This window comes from Amycolatopsis sp. NPDC005003 (assembly GCF_053600695.1).
Genome location: NZ_JBSGAI010000002.1, coordinates 370,510 through 387,542, shown reverse-complemented (window position 1 = coordinate 387,542; position 17,033 = coordinate 370,510). Strand labels below are relative to the sequence as shown.

Genomic DNA, 17,033 nt, shown 5'->3' with positions numbered 1-17,033 from the left:
CGTCGGTTATCGATCGGGGTTCTCGGCGGCGCTGAAGCTGGTGAGGCCGTGCTGCCACTCACCGAGTTTGTCAGCCCAGCGGGAGCGCAGACCCGCGTCGTTGCCGACGACGCGGGCGAAACCACCGAGTTCGACGCGCGACATAGCGCCGAGTTCGGCGGTTTCGTGGCCGAGTTTGGAAGCGACGGCCACGAAGAGGGGCGACCATTTCCGGCCCTGTTCGAAGGCTGCGCAGCTGAAGGCGGAGAACAGGGCGTACCAACCAGCACGCCGGGATGCAATGTGGTCGAGTCTCGGGGGACGTGCCTGAGCGACGCCGGTCAGTATCGGCAGCACCTGCTCAACCAGTTGGTGCGGGAGCGGCAGAAGGCTGTCGGGGTGGGATCCGATCATGTCCAGGAGCCAGTCCGCTGGCTCTCCGGCGCGCAGCAGGTCGTGGAGGAGGAACGCTGGCGCCCGGACCAGTGCGGGCCTGCCGGCCACGTCGAGGTACTCAGCCGCGTTTAGGACTTTCCGCTGGTAGAGCTCATAGACCGCGCGGGGGTGGGACTGGGCTAGGTGCCGCCACGGTGCCAGGACTCGCGATCCGCGATGACCCGGGTAGAACGGGCGCAAAGCGGTGTTGGGGGGCAACGGGGTGTTGGCTGCGATGAGGAATCCGACCGCGCCGCGGAACTGGGCGGCAGTGAAGTCTTCGGCGCTGACGGACTTGCCGAGCTCTCGGAGGGAGAGGGACTTGAGGGTAGCCGAGAACGGCGACGGCAGCTGGGCCATCTTCCTGGCCAGATCGTCGTTGCGGTCGGAGACGATGTGGTCGAGGGCCGTCAGGAGAATCGTCTCGATGGTGGACGCCGAGGGCTGAACGTATCGCAGGGTGTCGAAGACGAAAGGGTACAGGGTGCCCGGCTCGGCCGAACCGAGCTCAAGGAGGCGAAGCAGCGCTCGGTTCAGCCCGTTCGACACGTTGATCTCGAACTGTTGGATCGCTATCTGGGGCACCACGTAGCTTGCCCCAGCGAGGACGATCTGCCAGACCGTAGCCGCGAGCTCATCGACGCTGTCGCTGTGTCGGGTGATGTACTCGGCTGCGAAGTACTCCATGAACGTCCGGTGCGTGAAGTCGAAGAGCCGTTCTCCCTTCGCGGTGCTGCCCACTCGCGTAAGCAGCCAGGCGCGGCCTGCGCAGAACTCCAGGAAATCAGTGGCCTCGATCGAGGTTCCCGCGGTGAGGTGCTGCTGGATTTCCCGCGCGAGGAAGCTCTCGATGACTTTGTGTACGGCCCGTTCAGTCGGCGAAGTCTCAGCGTCTTTGGTGAAGAACCAAAAGCCGAGTTCCTGGAACAGATACCAGATGTGCGTGGACTGCAGCGTGGTTTCCTTGGCGTTCACCCGCCGGGCTCGATCCCACCGCACGAACAGTAGGTTCGCGCACTCCTTGTACACCTGTAGTCGGTTTTCGGGGATCCAGCCTTCGTACTCGTAGAGCAGGCATAGGAGCGACAGCATCAGGGGATTGGATCGCAGCTCGTGGATGTGCTCGCTTTCCCGAAGGAAGGCGTCGGCGCGGGTTGACGGGAGGATGGCTTCCGGGCTGGCCACGAACTGGAACCAACTGTCCACGTAGCTGCGAATCTGCGGTGGATCGAAGTCGGGGAGGATATAGGCGGCGAAGAGGCTCGGATCGAGTTGTGCGCTGCTGTAGCCCTCGCGCCGACTGGTCACCAGAACCTGGACGAGCGGATATCGACGGCAGAAGCGTTCGATCGCTTCCACCGCCTCCCTGCGGTCGGTGAGGTCTCCCGCTTCGTCGAGGGCGTCGAACACCACCGTGGCGCTGCCGAGGGTGAGAATGGTTCGGATATACTTTTGATCGACTTCGGTCTGCAGCACGACCCGCAGGCGGGTGCTGATCATCTGCACCAGGTTGTCCCAGCCCTTGCCGAAGTGCTTCAATTCGACCAAGAACGGTGTCACCGGCTGCCGGCCGGGGTGGTCCGAGCTGAGCCAGTGGGTCAAATAACGGATGTAAGTGGACTTTCCCGCGCCGGGATTGCCCAGCACGACCACGCGGCGTTCGTGCTCGTGGACCTGGTGATCGGGAAGTTTGGTGGAAAAACCCTCGGCAGAACCCAAGCGTGCGCCAAGCATCTTCCGGTGGACGTAAAGCTTGTGAACCGGAGGGCGGAAGTTCTCACGGGAATGCGGCATCTGGATCGTCGAGTGTGAACGATAGGTCTCTTCCCGGATCTGCGTGGCGAGCGCCCTCGCGTGTGTCACTTCATTGTAGTGCGTCGCGAGGGTAGAACGGTTTTCGACGGCTTTCTGGAGAGTCATGGCATCGGGGAACAGGTGGGGGGCGAGCAGGGAGTGGGTGTACATGTTGCTTTCGCGCTTAGTACGACCGGAATTCCGGACGCGGGCGACCTCGAGGCGAACCGAGTCATGCGCGAGTGACCAGAGGCTCTCGGTCACGGTGTGCAGCGTGTGGTCATCCAAGGTTACCCGGCGTGCGATTTCGTCCGCGAAGGTTTCTCTTAACTTCTTCCGCTCCTCGAGCCACGTATCCGAAGTGTGGTACTCGAGGTAGGCGACGAGTTCGAGCAAGCCTTGGAACTCCCGGCTCAGGACGAACTTGGCGATCTTCTCTTCTTGCGTCTTGTCGATCTTGGCTTCCTGCCACGCGGTGAAACCGCGGAGTATCTTCGGGTCCAGGCGAACTTTCTTGAGTAGTTTGCGCAGCACGGGAAGCGACGCAGTCGTCGCGCTCCCTGCAGCCGCCTTGACCGCGGCCTGGGCCACGGTCAAGGCGAGGCTGGTCGGTTCGGTCACCTGCGCACGCTCCGGATGGCCTGGACAACAGGACAACCGTCAATATCGTTGAGCAGGACCGGCTGTTACGAGCAGAGCCGGTCAGCCCTCGACCACAGAAGTCGTCACCTTGGACGGTGAGTCGGCGTGGTGGGCCTTGGCGCCCAGTTGCGCGGTCGGCACCCGGTACGTCTCGCGGGCCGTCGCCGCGGCCAGGGCCGCCACCGCGCACACCGCCGCCGTGAAGATCGCGACGCCGAGCCAGTCCTGCTTGCCCGAGCCGATCGCCGCCACGATGCTGGGGGCGAAACCGGCCACCGCGAAGCCGATCTGGGTGCCGATCGCCATTCCCGAGAGGCGGACGCGGGCGGTGAACATCTCGCCGTACAGCGCCGGCCAAACCCCGTTGACCCCGGAGTACGCCACGCCGAACAGCACGATGCCGAGCACGAACAACAGCGCGTACGAGCCGATCGAGATGGACCACAGGTACGGGAAGATCAGCAGCCCGCAGGCCAGGCAGCCGGCGATGAACACCGGTTTGCGCCCGATGCGGTCGGCGAGCCGGGCCAGCAGCGGGATCGCCGCCAGCGCGACGACGTTCGCCAGCACGCCGACCCAGAGCATGGGGGCGCGGGCCAGGCCGATCGTGTTCACCGCGTAGCTCAGTGCGTAAACCGTGAAGATGGTGCTCACCGAGGCGATGGTCGCCGCGGCGATCACGCGCAGGACGTCCCCCCAGTGGTGGCGGAACAGCAACACGACCGGCAGTTTCGCGACCTCGGTGCGGGCGAACACCGGCGTCTCGTCGAGCTTGCGCCGGATCACGAAGCCGACGACCACCACGAGCGCGCTGCCCCAGAACGGCAGCCGCCAGCCCCAGGACAGCAGGTCCTCCGCCGGGAGCGCGGCGACCGGGAGGAAGATCGCGGTGGCCAGGATCTGGCCGGCCTGCGTGCCGCTCAACGTGAAGCTGGTGAAGAAGGCACGCCGGTGCTCCGGGGCGTGTTCCAGCGACATCGAATTCGCGCCCGCCTGCTCGCCGGCCGCGGAAAGGCCTTGCAGCAGGCGGAGAACCACCAGCAGGACCGGGGCGAGGACGCCGACGCTCGCGTACGTCGGCAGGCAGCCGACGCAGAACGTCGTGAACCCCATGAGCAGCAGGGTGAAGACGAGCACGCGCTTGCGGCCGAACCGGTCGCCGACGTGGCCGAGCACGAACGCGCCGACCGGCCGGGCGAGGTAGCCGACGCCGAAGGTGGCCAGCGCGAGCAGGGTGCCGGTGGCGGGGGAGGAGGCGGGGAAGAACACCTTGCCGAACACGAGCGCGGCGGCGGTGCCGTAGATGAAGAAGTCGTAGTACTCGAGTGCGCTGCCGATCCAGGCGGCCAGCGCCGCCTTGCGGGGCATCGATCCGGTCACGGGCACGATCTCCTGACGTCCGTGCTTCGTTGCGCAGAGTTCGGCGGAGAAGCAATGTACGGTCTAGTTAGTTAATAGAGAGTGCGAGACCGGGGCGCCGGGTGTCAAGAGATCCTTTTTCGCCGGGTGGGTGCGGGGCTCAGCGAGCCGTCAGGTACTCGATCAGCAAGTCGCCCAGCATGGTGCGGTAGTGCTCGCGCCGGGCCGGGTCGAGCAGGTCGCGGGCGAAGATCGCGCGGAACGTGTGGCGGTTCGCCAGCCGGAACACGCAGAACGAGCTGATGACCATGTGGACGTCGAGCGGGTCGGCGTCCGCCCGGAACAGGCCGGCCTCGCGGCCGCGCTCGAGGATGCGGGTGATCCCGCCGAGGGCCGGGTCGGCCAGTCCGGTCAGGATCTCCGACTGCGCGAGGTGTTCCGCGTGGTGGATGTTCTCGATGCTGACCAGCCGGATGAAGTCCGGGTTGGCCTCGTGGTGGTCGAACGTCAGCGCGGCCAGCTGCCGCAGCGCGTCCTCCGGCTCGAGGTGTTCGACGTCGAGCTGCTGTTCCGAGGCCCGGAGCGCGGAGTACGCCCGCTCCAGGACGGCGATGTAGAGCTGTTCCTTGCCGCCGAAGTAGTAGTAGATCATCCGCTTGGTGGTGCTGGTGCGGGCGGCGATCTCGTCGACGCGGGCGCCGGTGTAGCCCTTGTCCGCGAACTCCCGCGTGGCGACCGCGAGGATGTCGGCGCGAGTCCGTTCCTTGTCGCGCTGGCGCTCGGCCTCCGACGATGGTGCGGCCACCGGGCTCCCTCCGCTGCAGGTGAACGCCCCCCACTCTAGTCCAGCCCTTCCGCCGGGACGGACGCCGCGCTACTGTGAACGTACTAGTTCGTACATTAGCGGCCGGAGGGCGACGCGTGACCAGCTACCTGATCGGACTCGTCGGCACCGGCATCGGGCCGTCCGCCAGCCCGGCCCTGCACGAACGCGAGGCCGACGAGCTCGGCCTGCGCTACGTCTACCGCCTGCTCGACCTCGACGTGCTGCGCCGCCCGGTCGCCGACGTCCTCGCCGCCGCCCGGCTCGCCGGCTTCGACGGCCTGAACGTCACCCACCCGGCCAAGCAGGCCGTCGTCGCGCACCTCGACGAGCTCTCACCGGAGGCCGCCGCCCTGGGGGCGGTCAACACCGTCGTGTTCGACCGGGGACGCGCCGTCGGCCACAACACCGACGCCACCGGGTTCGCCCGCAGCCTCACCCGCGGCCTGCCCGACGCCCGGCTGGACGACGTCGTCCTGCTCGGCGCCGGGGGAGCGGGGGCCGCGGTCGCCCACGCGCTCCTCTCGCTGGGCACCGGGCGCGTCACGGTCCACGACGTCGACGGCATCCGGAGCGCCCGGCTGGTCCAGGCGCTGGAGCGGAAGTTCGGCCCGGGCCGCGCGAAGACCGGCGGAACCGACGCCCTCGCGCACGCCGACGGGCTGGTGCACGCCACGCCGACCGGCATGGCCGCCCACCCCGGCTCGCCGGTCCCGGCCGAGCTGCTGCACGAAGACTTGTGGGTCGCCGACATCGTCTACCGGCCGCTGGAGACCGCGCTGCTGGCCGCCGCCCGCGCCCGCGGCTGCCGGGTGCTGCACGGCGGCGGCATGGTCGTGCTGCAGGCCGCCGAATCGTTCCGGCTCTTCACCGGCGCGGAGCCCGACCCGGCCCGGATGCTGCGCCACTTCGACGCCCTGGAAGGGGAGGCCGCCCGTGCTGCCTGAACCGCGCACCGCGATCGCCACCGTCTGCCTCTCCGGCACCCTGGAGGACAAGCTCGCCGCGGCCGCGGCGGCCGGGTTCGACGGCGTCGAGCTGTTCGAGAACGACCTGCTGGTCTCCCCGTCGAGCCCCGCCGAGATCCGCCGCCGCTGCGCCGACCTCGGCCTGTCGATCGACCTCTACCAGCCGTTCCGCGACTTCGAAGCCGTGCCGCCGGACCTGCACCGGGCCAACCTGCGCCGGGCGGCGTACAAGTTCGACGTCATGGCCGAGCTGGGCACGGACACGATCCTGGTCTGCTCGTCGGTCTCGCCGGAGGCGATCGACGACGACGAACTGGCCGCCGAACAGCTGCGCGCCCTCGCCGACCTCGCGGCGTCGCGCGGGCTGCGGATCGCCTACGAAGCACTGGCCTGGGGCAAGCACGTCAGCGGGTACGAGCACGCCTGGCGCATCGTCCGCCGCGCCGCGCACCCCGCGCTCGGCGTCTGCCTGGACAGCTTCCACATCCTGTCGAAGGGCCACGACCCGGCGCCGATCCGCGCGATCCCCGGCGACAAGATCTTCTTCCTCCAGCTCGCCGACGCGCCCGAGCTGCCGATGGACGTGCTGCCGTGGAGCCGCCACCACCGGCTCTTCCCCGGCCAGGGCGACTTCGACCTGACCGCGTTCACCGGGCACGTGCTCGCGGCGGGCTACCGCGGGCCGCTGTCGCTGGAGGTCTTCAACGACGTGTTCCGCCAGGCCGACCCGCGCCCGGCGGCGGTCGACGCGCTGCGGTCGCTGCTGGCGTTGCAGGAATCCCTCGGCGTGCTCGACCTGCCGGCCGCGCCGGCCCTGACCGGGCACGCGTTCGCCGAGGTCGTCACCGACCCGGGCGGCGGGCGCGTCCTCGCGAGCCTCGGGTTCGCGCGCACCGGCGTGCACCGCACCAAGCCGGTCGAGCTGTGGGAGCAGGGCGACGCCCGGGTGGTGGTCAACGAAGGCGGCGGGGCGCACGGTGCCGTCGGCGCGGTCGCGCTGGCCAGTACCGACCCGGTCCGCTCGGCGCGCCGGGCCGAAGCGCTGCGGGCGCCGGTCCTGCCACGGGTGCGCGGCCCGCACGAGGCGGACCTGGCGTCGCTCGCGGCGCCGGACGGCACCCAGGTGTTCCTCTGCGGCGACGACTGGCGCGACGACTTCGTGCCGACCGGGGAAACGGCAGGCGGCGCCGGCGTCGTCGGAATCGATCACGTGGCGCTCACCCAGCCCTTCGACCACTTCGAGGAGGCGGCGCTGTTCTACCGCTCGGTGTTCGGGCTGGCACCGTCGCCGGTGACGGAGTTCGCCGCGCCGTTCGGGCTGGTGCGCAGCCGCTCGATGGCGGCGGGGGCGGTCCGGCTGACGCTGGACGCGGCCGTGGTCCGCCGCGGCGAATGGGCGCCCGCGGTCCCCGAACCGCAGCACGTGGCGTTCGCCTGCACGGACGCACTGGCCGCGGCCGCGGCGATGCGCGCGGCGGGCGCCCCGCTGCTGGACATCCCGGGCAACTACTACGACGACCTCGAAGCCCGGCTGGAGCTGCCGCCGGGACGGCTCGCCGCGCTGCGGGAGCACTCGGTGCTCTACGACCGCGACGAAGCAGGGGAGTTCCTGCACTTCTACACCGCACTGGCCGGGGCGCGGGTGTTCTTCGAGGTGGTGCAGCGGATCGGCGGGTACCGCGGCTTCGGCGTGGCCAACGCACCGGTGCGGATGGCCGCCCACCGCGCTCGCCGACATGCGGCCCCACCGGTGAAAACGCCGGCCTGACCCCATCACCGCCCCGGGAAGTTCTTTCCCGGGGCGGTTTTCGTCGCGGCAGGTCACCGCGGGCGCACCGGAATCCGGTGCCCCGACGGTGAAAAACGGCCGGGACGCCTTCCTATCCGGACGATTTCTGGCGCGCCCCTCCCGTCGCGCGTAACGACCCGGCTACTCCTCGCATGCGTTTACAACGTTCCGGCAACCGCCTTGACAGGGCCTGTGGTACGTACCACTCTAACCCCAACATTGGTCTACACCATTTGGGGCGTCCGGCCGCGGTGGCCGGGCATGGAAAGGACGGCATCGAGTGAAACGCTGGCTCAAGCTGGCGGCGGGCGCCGCCGCACTCACGCTCGCGACCGCGGGCTGCGCGGGCTCCGGTGGCTCGGACACCGCGGCCTCGTCGAGCGGCAATGCACCGCTGAGCGGGACCGTCACGGTCTGGCTGATGACCGGCTCCGCGCCGGAGAAGCTGACCGACGCGCTCAACAAGGAGTTCGAGGCCGCGCACCCCGGGGTCAAGGTCAAGTACGAAGTCCAGCAGTGGGACGGCATCCAGCAGAAGCTGACCACCGCGCTGGCCAGCGGCGCGCCGCCGGACGTCATCGAGATCGGCAACACGCAGACCGCCGCGTTCGCCTCGCAGGACGGCGTCCTGACCGACCTGACCGCCGACAAGGACAGCTTCAACGGCGCGCAGTGGCTCAAGGGTCTCGCCGACTCCGGCAGCTACGACGGCAAGACCTACGGCATCCCGTTCTACGCGGCCAACCGCGAGGTCATCTACCGCAAGGACATGTTCGAGCAGGCCGGCATCGCCAAGCCGCCGGCCTCGAACGACGAGTGGATCGACGCGATCGGCAAGCTGAAGACCAAGTTCGGCTCCGACCCCGACTTCCAGGCGCTCTACATGCCGGGCCAGAACTGGTACGCGCTGCTGTCGTTCATCTGGGACAACGGTGGTGACATCGCCAAGGCCGACGGCAAGAACTACAAGGCCACGCTGGACACCCCCGAGGCCAAGGCCGGCCTGGAGTTCTACAAGAAGCTCGTCGACACCTCCGGCACCAAGGCGCCGAAGGACGCCGACGAGGCCAAGCCGCAGCAGGCGACCGTCTACGGCGCCGGCAAGGTGGCCATGATGATCGGCCTCCCGTGGGAGCTGGCGACCGCGGCCAAGACCGACGCGAGCCTGACCGACAAGACCGCCGCCTTCCCGATCCCGGGCAAGACCGCCGGCCAGAGCGCCCCGGTCTTCCTCGGTGGCTCCAACCTGGCGATCCCGGCCAACAGCAAGAACGTGGCCGCCGCCAAGGAGTACATCAAGCTGCTCTCCAGCTCGAAGTACCAGAGCCAGCTCGCCGCGGCCGGCGTCGTGCCCGGCACGTCGACCGACCTCACCGGCCTGGACAAGGACCCACTGGGCAGCGTGATGGCCAAGGCCTCGGCCAACGGCAAGGCCGTGCCGGCCAGCCCGAAGTGGGGTGACGTGGAGTCCGGCCAGAACCCGGTCAAGGACATGCTGACCGCGTACCTGACCGGCAAGAAGACGCTCGACCAGGCGACCGCCGACGCCAACGCAGCGCTGAACAAGCTCATCGGCGGATGACCGCGACCGCGAATGTGACGATGCCGGCGGGGGCGACCCCGCCGGCATCGCCGCGCGACACCCGGGTCAAGAAGCGCAGGCGGGGCCGGTTCGGCGACCGGGTGCTCCCGTACCTGCTGCTGCTCCCCGCGTTGGCGGCCATCCTGGTCCTGCTGGCCTGGCCGCTGGTCCAGGTGCTCGCGATCAGCTTCCGCAAGCTCGACATCGGGCAGCTCGTCTCCGGCAAGACCATCTGGATCGGCTTCGACAACTACACGAACACCCTGTCCGACCCGGAGTTCTGGACCATCACCGTCCGGACGCTGGTCTTCACCGCCGCCATCGTGGCCGCCACCATCCTCGGCGGCCTGCTGCTGGCGGTGCTCATGCGCCACCTCGGCCCGGTCGTGCGGATCATGGTGCAGGTGACGCTGGTCCTGGCGTGGGCCACGCCGGTGATCGCCACGACCACGGTGTTCCAGTGGATCTTCGACGAGCAGTACGGCATCCTCAACAAGACCCTGGACCGGCTGGGCTTCCACGGCTTCATCGGGTTCTCGTGGTTCTCCAGCGGCGCGAGCACGCTGACCGTGATCGGCCTGCTCATCGTGTGGCAGGCCGTGCCGTTCGTGACGTTCTCGCTGTACGCGGGCATCATCGGCGTCCCGCGCGAGCAGTACGAGGCCGCGGGCATCGACGGCGCCGGTCCGTGGCAGACGTTCCGCGCGGTCACCTGGCCCGCCATCCGGCCGATCACCACCATGGTGACGTTCCTGTCGGTGCTGTGGGACTTCAACGCCTTCGCCCAGATCTGGGCGATCCGCGAGGGCGGTCCGGACGGCGGGAGCACCACGCTGGCCGTCGTGCTGTACCTCAAGGGCATCGCGGGCAACCACTTCGGCGCGGCGGGCGCGATCGCCACGCTGATGCTGATCGTGCTCGCGCTCATCACCGGCCGGTACATCCAGCTGCTCGTCCGGACCCCGGAAGGTGATCTCAAGTGAGGAAATCGCTGCCGCAGCGGATCGCGCTGTCGGTCGTCGGCGTCCTGGTGGCGCTGGCGATCGCGTTCCCGACGTACTGGATGTTCGTCACGTCGCTCAGGTCGCCCGGCGAGATCCTCTCGCCCAAGTACGACCTGATCCCGACGTCGTTCTCGTTCGGCAACTTCGCCACCGCGCTGGGCAAGGACAACTTCCCGGTCTACCTGATGAACAGCCTGATCGTCACCGTCGGGTCGGTGCTGTGCGCGCTGGTCGCCGGGACGCTGGCGGCGATCCCGCTGTCGCGGCTGCGGTTCACCGGCCGCAAGGGCTTCCTGGTGCTGGTGATGGTGGCGCAGCTGGCGCCGGTGTCGGCGCTGTTCATCCCGCTGTTCCTGCTGATGCGGGACGCCGGGCTGCTCAACACGCTGCCGTCGCTGCTGCTGATCTACTTCGCCACCACGCTGCCGTTCACGGTCTGGATGCTCTACGGCTTCGTCAACGGGATCCCGTACGAGCTGAAAGAGGCCGCGATGATCGACGGCTGCAGCCAGACCGGCGCGTTCCGCCGGGTGACGCTCCCGCTGCTCGGGCCGGGGCTGGTCACCACCTCGGTGTTCAGCTTCATCACCGCGTGGAACGAGTACCTGTTCGCCCTGGTGTTCATCCGTGACAAGCCGAAGGAGACGCTGCCGGTGTGGCTGGCGTCGTTCCGCACCGCGTTCGCCACCGACTGGGGCGGCGTCATGGCCGCGTCGGTCATCTACGCGATCCCGGCGCTGATCTTCTTCCTGCTCGTGCAACGCAAGCTCGTGTCCGGCGCGACCGCCGGCGCCGTGAAGGGGTAGCCGTTGTCTTCACCCGAGAAGCTCGCCGAAGCCGTCCTCCTGCCCGGGTTCGCCGGCACGACCGCCCCGGACTGGCTGCGCCGCCGGGTCGCTGACGGCCTGGGCGGGGTGGTGCTGTTCGGCCGCAACGTCGTGGACGACGAGCAGGTCGCGGCGTTGACCGCGCAGTTGCGGGGTGAGCGCGACGGCGTGGTCGTCGGCATCGACGAGGAGGGCGGCGACGTCACCCGCCTCGACGTGAACACCGGGTCGTTCGTGCCGGGTCCGCTCGCCCTCGGCGCGGCCGACGACCCGGAGCTGACGACGGCCGTCGCGGCCGCGCTCGGCGAACGGCTCGCGGCCTGCGGCGTCACGGTGAACCTCGCGCCCTGCGCGGACCTGACCCTGGCCGCCGAGGACCCGATCATCGGCGTCCGCGCGTTCGGGTCCGACCCGGCGAAGGCGTCGCCGCACGTCGCGGCGTACGTGACCGGCCTGCAGAAGTACGGCGTCGCGGCGTGCGCGAAGCACTTCCCAGGCCACGGTGCGGCGACCGAGGACTCACACGTGGCGCTGCCGGTGCTGCCGCGCAGCGTCGAGGAGCTGCGGGCGATCGAGCTGGTCCCGTTCGCCGCGGCGATCCGGGCCGGGGTCCGCTCGGTGATGTCCGGGCACCTGGTCGTCCGGGCCTGGGGCGACGAGCCGGCCACGGTGAACCGGACCGCGCTCACCGACGTCCTGCGCGGCGAGCTCGGCTTCACCGGCGCGGTGATCACCGACGCCCTGGAGATGGGCGCGGTGTCGGGGGCGTACGGACGGCACGACGGCCTCGGCCGCTCGGCCGTGCGGGCCCTGGCCGCGGGGGCGGACGCGCTGTGCCTGGGCGGCGCGGCCTTCGAGGCCGAACACCTGGACGCCTGCGTCTCGGCGATCGTGGCCGCGGTCGCGGCGGGGGAGCTGCCCCTGGAACGGCTGGCGGAAGCGGCTTCGCGGACGGCGGCGCTCGGGACGGATCCGGCGCCGGCTTCGGTGGGCCCGGTCGACCGGCGGCTCGGCCTCGAAGCGGCCCGCAAGGCGCTCCGGGTGCGGGGTGAGCCGCGGCTCGCCGGGCCGCCGCTGGTGGTCGACGTCCAGACCGAACCGACCATCGCGGCCGGGCCGATGCCGTGGGGCCTCGGCGCGCACCTGGCCGAGCTCGTGCCGGGCACTCGGGTGGTGACCGCGACGCCAGACGACGCCGCGGCGGTGCTCGAAGCGGCCCGGGACTTCCGGAGCGTCGTCGTGGTGACGCGGGAGGCGCACCGGCACCCGGAGGTGCGCGCGCTGCTCGACGCGTTGTCGGCGGTGGACTTCATCCGCGTGGAAACCGGTGTGCCCGGCCCGGGTGGCGGCACCGGCCCGCGGATCGACACCTTCAGCGGCTCCTGGGTGAGCCTGCGCGCCGCGGCGGAATATCTGGCCTGAACCGGACGAAACCCCGCAATTCTGCCGGGGTTTCGTCCGCTTTGCCGTATCTCCAGAACCGCGGCCGCGGTTTGTACGGGGCTTGTACCAGCGGTCCCCATTCTGTCCCCACACCGGAAAACTGGAGGACGGAAGAATGAACTTGGGGATCGTGAAGCGGCTGGCCGGGGTGGCCGGCATCGCCGCGACGATCGCGGTCGTCGGGGCGAGCCCGGCGTTCGCGGCCACGGGCACCGTGCACACCGACTCGGGCGCGGCGCTGACCGTGCGGTCCAGCCCGAGCGCCACCGCGGGCGCCGTCGGCAGCATCGCCGACGGCACCGCGGTGACCATCACCTGCCAGACCAACGGCTCCACCGTGGACGGCAAGTACGGCACCTCGGACATCTGGGACAAGGTCGGCGACGGCTACGTCAGCGACGCCTACGTCTACACCGGCTCCGACGGCCGGGTCGCCCCGGACTGCGCCGGCTCGACCCTGACCTGCTCCACCGCGGGCCTCGGCGACCACCGGACCTGTGACGAAGCGGTCGCCTACGCCAAGACCCGCATCCACACCGACAACAAGGACTCCTACGACGGCTGGTGCGACCGGATCAACGCGCAGAACTACGGTTTCTCCGCGTCCGGCTCGGAGACGGCCTACATCCACTGGACCCAGATCCCGACTTCGTACAAGCACGCGGGTGACTACCAGGTCCCGGCCGGCGGGCTCGCCTTCTTCAAGAGCAGCGGTGCCGGCCACACGATGATCTCGATCGGCGGCGGCGAGTTCCTGTCGAACGACATCCACGGCGCGGGCACCTACACCAAGACGACGATCGCGGAGATCAAGCAGAAGTGGGGCCAGACCTACCTCGGCTGGGCGCAGCCGTGGTTCAAGGTGAACCACTGACGCGCTGACCGTGCACGGGCCCCTGTCCACCTCCCCCGGACAGGGGCTCGTTCGCGTGCTCGGCGGTCACACCTTCTTGATCTGGTGTCCCGGATCCGCCAGGTAGGTGAGCAGGTTCGCGGGCCGGTACGGTGGCTGCATCCGGTCACGGCGGTTCACCGCGCAGGACGACACGAACTCCATTGCCGGGTCCACCCCGCCGAGGGGGCGGTCCATCGAGCCGAACCACCGGAAGAACTTGGCGGGCGATGGGTGCAGTTCGCCGAGTTCGTCGCGGGCGGCCAGGTGCGCGAAGGCGGTTTTCTCGAAGGCGAGGCCGCATTTCTCGGCGCAGTCGGCCATCCATGACCGAGCGATGTCCGACAGCGCCCGCTGCCGATGGCCGCCTCCGACGTCGCAGTGGTCGCCGGCGAACCAGACCTGTTCGCGTTCCTGCCCGTCCGGCCGGTCCGACGGCTTCCAGACGGCCGGGACGAACGACTTCCGGTGCTCGTCCACGGCCAGTGCCTGGAACGCCGACTGCACGATCGACGACAGTTCCGTGTCGTGGAACTGCCAGCGCTTGTTCAGCAGGTGCAGCACCCGGCCGCCGCTGAGCGGGATACCCAGTGCGCCCACGGTGTCCCAGACGCCGACGAACCGGATCGGCGTCCGGTCTTCGTGGGCGTACGCCGCACGGAACTCCCGGGCCCGCGGGCTCTCCGGGCCGGTGGTCTTCTTGTCCTGACCACGGTAGAGCCGGTAGGCGTCCTCGATCCGGCCCACCTCGCCGGGCCGCAGGACGCCGCAGTTGCGGATGAAGCCCACGGTGCTGCGCGCGGTGTAGGCACCGCGGCTGAAGCCGAAGAAGAAGAGTTCGTCGCCGGGTTCGTAGTTGTCGACGATGAACCGGTAGGCGCCCCGCACCTTCTTCGAGAGGCCCACGCCGAACGCGCCACCGGTGAGGTGGTCCCACAGCTTTCCGGTGCCGACCCCTTCGCAGTAGTACACCCGCTGTTCCACCCCGGCCGGGTCGGCGGGCGCCACCACCGCCTGGAGCTGCCCCACGTTCGTCGGAGCCGGCTGGCGGAGGGTGTTCCAAGTGCCGTCGCAGCAGATCACCAGGCGTTTCGCCATGTTTCCTCCCCGGATCCGGACCCTCGTGAGTCGCAGTCGGGGGGTGCCGCGTTACGCCGTGGCGGCCACCCGGAAAGGTGACGTTTCGGAGGTCGTCAGAGGGGGTGGGTCTCCAGGTAGGCGGCCCCGACCTTCTTCGGCACGCACATCCGCCAAGCCTCCACGACCAGCTCGCGCATCTCGTCGGCGTCGATCGCGGCGAGGCGGCAGCGCAGCCACCGGAAGCGCAGGTCCGACGGCTCGGGGAGCAGGAACTTGCCGGGTTCGGCGGCGATCAGCGCGTCCCGCTGTTCCCGGGGGAAGGCGAAGCCCATCAGGGTCTCGTCCGCCGACAGCGCCACGAACACGATCTGTCCCACCCGGAACTTGATCCGGTCGCGCACGACCGCCTCGTAGGCGCGCGGGAGGGTGACCGCGAACGCCCGGACCTCGTCACCGGTGACCATGCCGCCATTCTCGCGCGGAACCGGCGGCGCACCATCCCCGGGTGCGCCGCCGGTCCGCCCGTCACGCCCGGCAGGTGCGGCCGCGGTTCACGCAGTTCACCAGGCCGTTCATGATCCGCTGCGACATCACGTTCGCGAAGTCGTCGTGGTCGGACAGCGGGTTGTGCTTCTCCTGCGGGAAAGCGTCCACTTTGTACTGCTTCTTGACCTGGATGTCGTGCGGGATGTCGTAGGTCAGCGAGATCTGCAGCTGCGGCACCGCCTTGAAGCCGTTGCCGCACCGGCCGAACCGGTCCGGGAACACGATGTGCGTGCGGTGGTTGGCACTGTCGGTGTTCTTGCCGTCCCAGCAGCTCGGGAACGTGTGGACGCGCTTGACCTTGCTGCCGTCGGGGCAGATCGGGTACTTGTCGGTGAGGCGGTTCTCGAACCCGGTGCACGTCCAGCTCGCCTTGGCGTTGGCCGGCCCGTTGGTCGAGACCTTCGCGTCGCCGTAGAGCACGCGCAGGAAGCGCGGCATCGCCACGACCTTGCCGACCGGGCTGCCGCGGAAGGTGATCTGCACCCGCTGCGGCCGCAGGATCTTGCCGTCGTTGCCGGGCAGCTCGTTGTTCTCGTCCTGCCCGGGCAGCGCGCCGCCGGCCGTGGTGCTCGGGGGCGGTGTCGGGGTTCCGGTGTCCTTGCCCGGCTTCGTCGAGCAGGGCGCGAGGCCGCCGAGGTCGCCCGGCTTCTGCGTGAAGCGGCCGATGGCGGTGGCGATCCGGTCGATGATGGCGCTGCGGCGGTCCTTCAGCGGGTCCAGGATCGCGTTGCGCACGAAGTCCTGGCCGCCCTGGCCCTGCGTCGCGGCGATGCGCTGGTTGGCCTCGTCGGCCTGCGTGTCGAGCTGGTCCAGGTTGCTGTCGACCTCGGCCATGGCCTGGTCGGGGATGTCGGTGAGCTTGCTGGCGACGTCCGGGCAGGCGACCTGGACGGTCTTCGCCTCGCGGTCGGCCTGCGCCCGGTCGCCGTCGGGCTTCTTGGCGGGCTCGTTCTTCTCCTCTTCGCCGGTGTCGATCCGGACCACGGGCCAGAAGTAGGCGGACTTGTCGCCGTTGCGGCAGGTGGTCCCGGCCTTGACCAGGCTCTTGTTGTTCGAGTCGGCGTTCGTCGACAGGTTGCCGACGTAGTCGTGCAGGTGCTGGGCGCCGTTGCGGACCCCGGGCTGGGCGATGAAGTTGTCCGGGTTGAAGTGCTGGTTTTCGTTGCGGCCGCAGTCGACGGTGAACGTGCCGGTCGCGGCGCCGCTGACCGGGCGCGGGTCGAACTGGTTCGGCTTCACCTTGAGGATGTCGACGAAGAACGCGGGGTTGGCTTCGTCGGCGCTGGCTTCACCGGTGTGGCCGGTGGTCGTCGCGACGACGATGCCGCCGACGGCGATCGCGAGGGCGAGGCCGCCGGTCGCGATCTTCGTCCGGCGGGAAAGGCGATGCCGTCCTTGGGTGCGGGACATGGGAAAATCCTCCGGTGTCGGGCTGGCGGGAACGCGCGACACTGAGCCGGAACGAGCCCAGGCTCGTCCCGATCAGGCGGGGTTCTGTCACGGGTTTCTTCGATGTGTCGGCAAGGCACGATGCCCGGCTGGTCCACTGACCCGACATCAGTGGGGTGCGCGGTCACCTGCCCGTGGCCGCGCCGTCAACCGGCTGGTTATCGTTCCGTTATGGAAGCTACACGGTCGCTTGACACCGGGCAAGAAGTTCTTTTCGACAGTTACAACCCGTCAGGCCGGGTTCGCGTTTACGTAGTGGAAGAAGGTCCTGACCTGGGGATTGTCTCGGTTGGGCGTGCCACCGGAAAAAACTTTGAACCGAAGTGAACCGGCAGCCGTATCCCTCGGTGAGACCGGTGGAATGCCCGCAGCCCGCCGTCGCGGTGAATTGACGGGCAATCCGTGAATGGCGGCCTCGATT

13 protein-coding genes are annotated in these 17,033 nt (G+C 69.3%); 7 read left to right on the top strand and 6 right to left on the bottom strand.

Annotated elements, in window-relative coordinates; translation table 11 throughout:
- Positions 1-6 precede the first annotated feature (6 nt).
- The 3 genes from ACWED2_RS04100 to ACWED2_RS04090 all read right to left on the bottom strand — a co-directional run bounded on the left by ACWED2_RS04100 (position 7) and on the right by ACWED2_RS04090 (position 5,014).
- Complete coding sequence (locus tag ACWED2_RS04100) at positions 7-2,829, bottom strand: NACHT domain-containing protein (protein ID WP_449688959.1); 2,823 nt, start codon at positions 2,827-2,829, stop codon at positions 7-9.
- Positions 2,830-2,910: 81 nt separating this feature from the next.
- Positions 2,911-4,230 carry an MFS transporter gene (locus ACWED2_RS04095; RefSeq protein ID WP_449688958.1) on the bottom strand — a complete coding sequence of 440 codons (1,320 nt, stop codon included), beginning with the start codon at positions 4,228-4,230 and terminating at the stop codon, positions 2,911-2,913.
- 139 nt (positions 4,231-4,369) lie between these two features.
- A complete protein-coding gene (locus tag ACWED2_RS04090; protein ID WP_449688957.1) occupies positions 4,370-5,014 on the bottom strand; it encodes a TetR/AcrR family transcriptional regulator in 645 nt (214 codons plus the stop codon).
- Positions 5,015-5,130: 116 nt separating this feature from the next.
- On the opposite strand from ACWED2_RS04090, the gene ACWED2_RS04085 reads away from it, so the two are divergent.
- The 7 genes from ACWED2_RS04085 to ACWED2_RS04055 all read left to right on the top strand — a co-directional run bounded on the left by ACWED2_RS04085 (position 5,131) and on the right by ACWED2_RS04055 (position 13,519).
- The gene (locus ACWED2_RS04085) at positions 5,131-5,979 is read left to right on the top strand and encodes a shikimate dehydrogenase (protein WP_449688956.1); all 849 of its coding nucleotides are present in this window, start codon (positions 5,131-5,133) and stop codon (positions 5,977-5,979) included.
- Positions 5,969-7,768, top strand: coding sequence for a TIM barrel protein (locus ACWED2_RS04080; RefSeq protein ID WP_449688955.1), 1,800 nt, complete (start codon positions 5,969-5,971; stop codon positions 7,766-7,768). Before ACWED2_RS04085 ends, ACWED2_RS04080 begins: the two co-directional genes overlap by 11 nt.
- Positions 7,769-8,069: 301 nt before the next feature.
- Positions 8,070-9,371, top strand: coding sequence for a sugar ABC transporter substrate-binding protein (locus tag ACWED2_RS04075; RefSeq protein WP_449688954.1), 1,302 nt, complete (start codon positions 8,070-8,072; stop codon positions 9,369-9,371).
- A complete protein-coding gene (locus ACWED2_RS04070; RefSeq protein WP_449688953.1) occupies positions 9,368-10,354 on the top strand; it encodes a carbohydrate ABC transporter permease in 987 nt (328 codons plus the stop codon). Before ACWED2_RS04075 ends, ACWED2_RS04070 begins: the two co-directional genes overlap by 4 nt.
- The gene (locus ACWED2_RS04065) at positions 10,351-11,181 is read left to right on the top strand and encodes a carbohydrate ABC transporter permease (protein WP_449688952.1); all 831 of its coding nucleotides are present in this window, start codon (positions 10,351-10,353) and stop codon (positions 11,179-11,181) included. The genes ACWED2_RS04070 and ACWED2_RS04065 overlap by 4 nt, the downstream gene beginning before the upstream one ends.
- Positions 11,182-11,184: 3 nt before the next feature.
- A complete protein-coding gene (locus ACWED2_RS04060) occupies positions 11,185-12,624 on the top strand; it encodes a glycoside hydrolase family 3 protein (RefSeq protein WP_449688951.1) in 1,440 nt (479 codons plus the stop codon).
- 136 nt (positions 12,625-12,760) lie between these two features.
- Positions 12,761-13,519: a hypothetical protein gene (locus tag ACWED2_RS04055; protein WP_449688950.1), complete on the top strand. Its 759-nt coding sequence runs from the start codon at positions 12,761-12,763 to the stop codon at positions 13,517-13,519.
- Between the two features lie 66 nt (positions 13,520-13,585).
- Here the strand turns inward: ACWED2_RS04055 and ACWED2_RS04050 are convergent, their stop codons facing one another.
- The 3 genes from ACWED2_RS04050 to ACWED2_RS04040 all read right to left on the bottom strand — a co-directional run bounded on the left by ACWED2_RS04050 (position 13,586) and on the right by ACWED2_RS04040 (position 16,573).
- Positions 13,586-14,635 carry a DUF2235 domain-containing protein gene (locus ACWED2_RS04050; RefSeq protein ID WP_449688949.1) on the bottom strand — a complete coding sequence of 350 codons (1,050 nt, stop codon included), beginning with the start codon at positions 14,633-14,635 and terminating at the stop codon, positions 13,586-13,588.
- 95 nt (positions 14,636-14,730) lie between these two features.
- The gene (locus ACWED2_RS04045; protein WP_449688948.1) at positions 14,731-15,081 is read right to left on the bottom strand and encodes an MmcQ/YjbR family DNA-binding protein; all 351 of its coding nucleotides are present in this window, start codon (positions 15,079-15,081) and stop codon (positions 14,731-14,733) included.
- A 61-nt stretch (positions 15,082-15,142) separates the two neighbouring features.
- Positions 15,143-16,573 carry a DUF1996 domain-containing protein gene (locus ACWED2_RS04040; protein WP_449688947.1) on the bottom strand — a complete coding sequence of 477 codons (1,431 nt, stop codon included), beginning with the start codon at positions 16,571-16,573 and terminating at the stop codon, positions 15,143-15,145.
- Positions 16,574-17,033: the final 460 nt, after the last annotated feature.

Excerpts from the sequence above, each read along its gene's own strand:
- ACWED2_RS04040 (WP_449688947.1), bottom strand. The coding sequence starts at position 16,573 with ATGTCCCGCACCCAAGGACGGCATCGCCTTTCCCGCCGGACGAAGATC.
- ACWED2_RS04045 (WP_449688948.1), bottom strand. The coding sequence starts at position 15,081 with ATGGTCACCGGTGACGAGGTCCGGGCGTTCGCGGTCACCCTCCCGCGC.
- ACWED2_RS04055 (WP_449688950.1), top strand. The coding sequence starts at position 12,761 with ATGAACTTGGGGATCGTGAAGCGGCTGGCCGGGGTGGCCGGCATCGCC.
- ACWED2_RS04050 (WP_449688949.1), bottom strand. The coding sequence starts at position 14,635 with ATGGCGAAACGCCTGGTGATCTGCTGCGACGGCACTTGGAACACCCTC.
- ACWED2_RS04070 (WP_449688953.1), top strand. The coding sequence starts at position 9,368 with ATGACCGCGACCGCGAATGTGACGATGCCGGCGGGGGCGACCCCGCCG.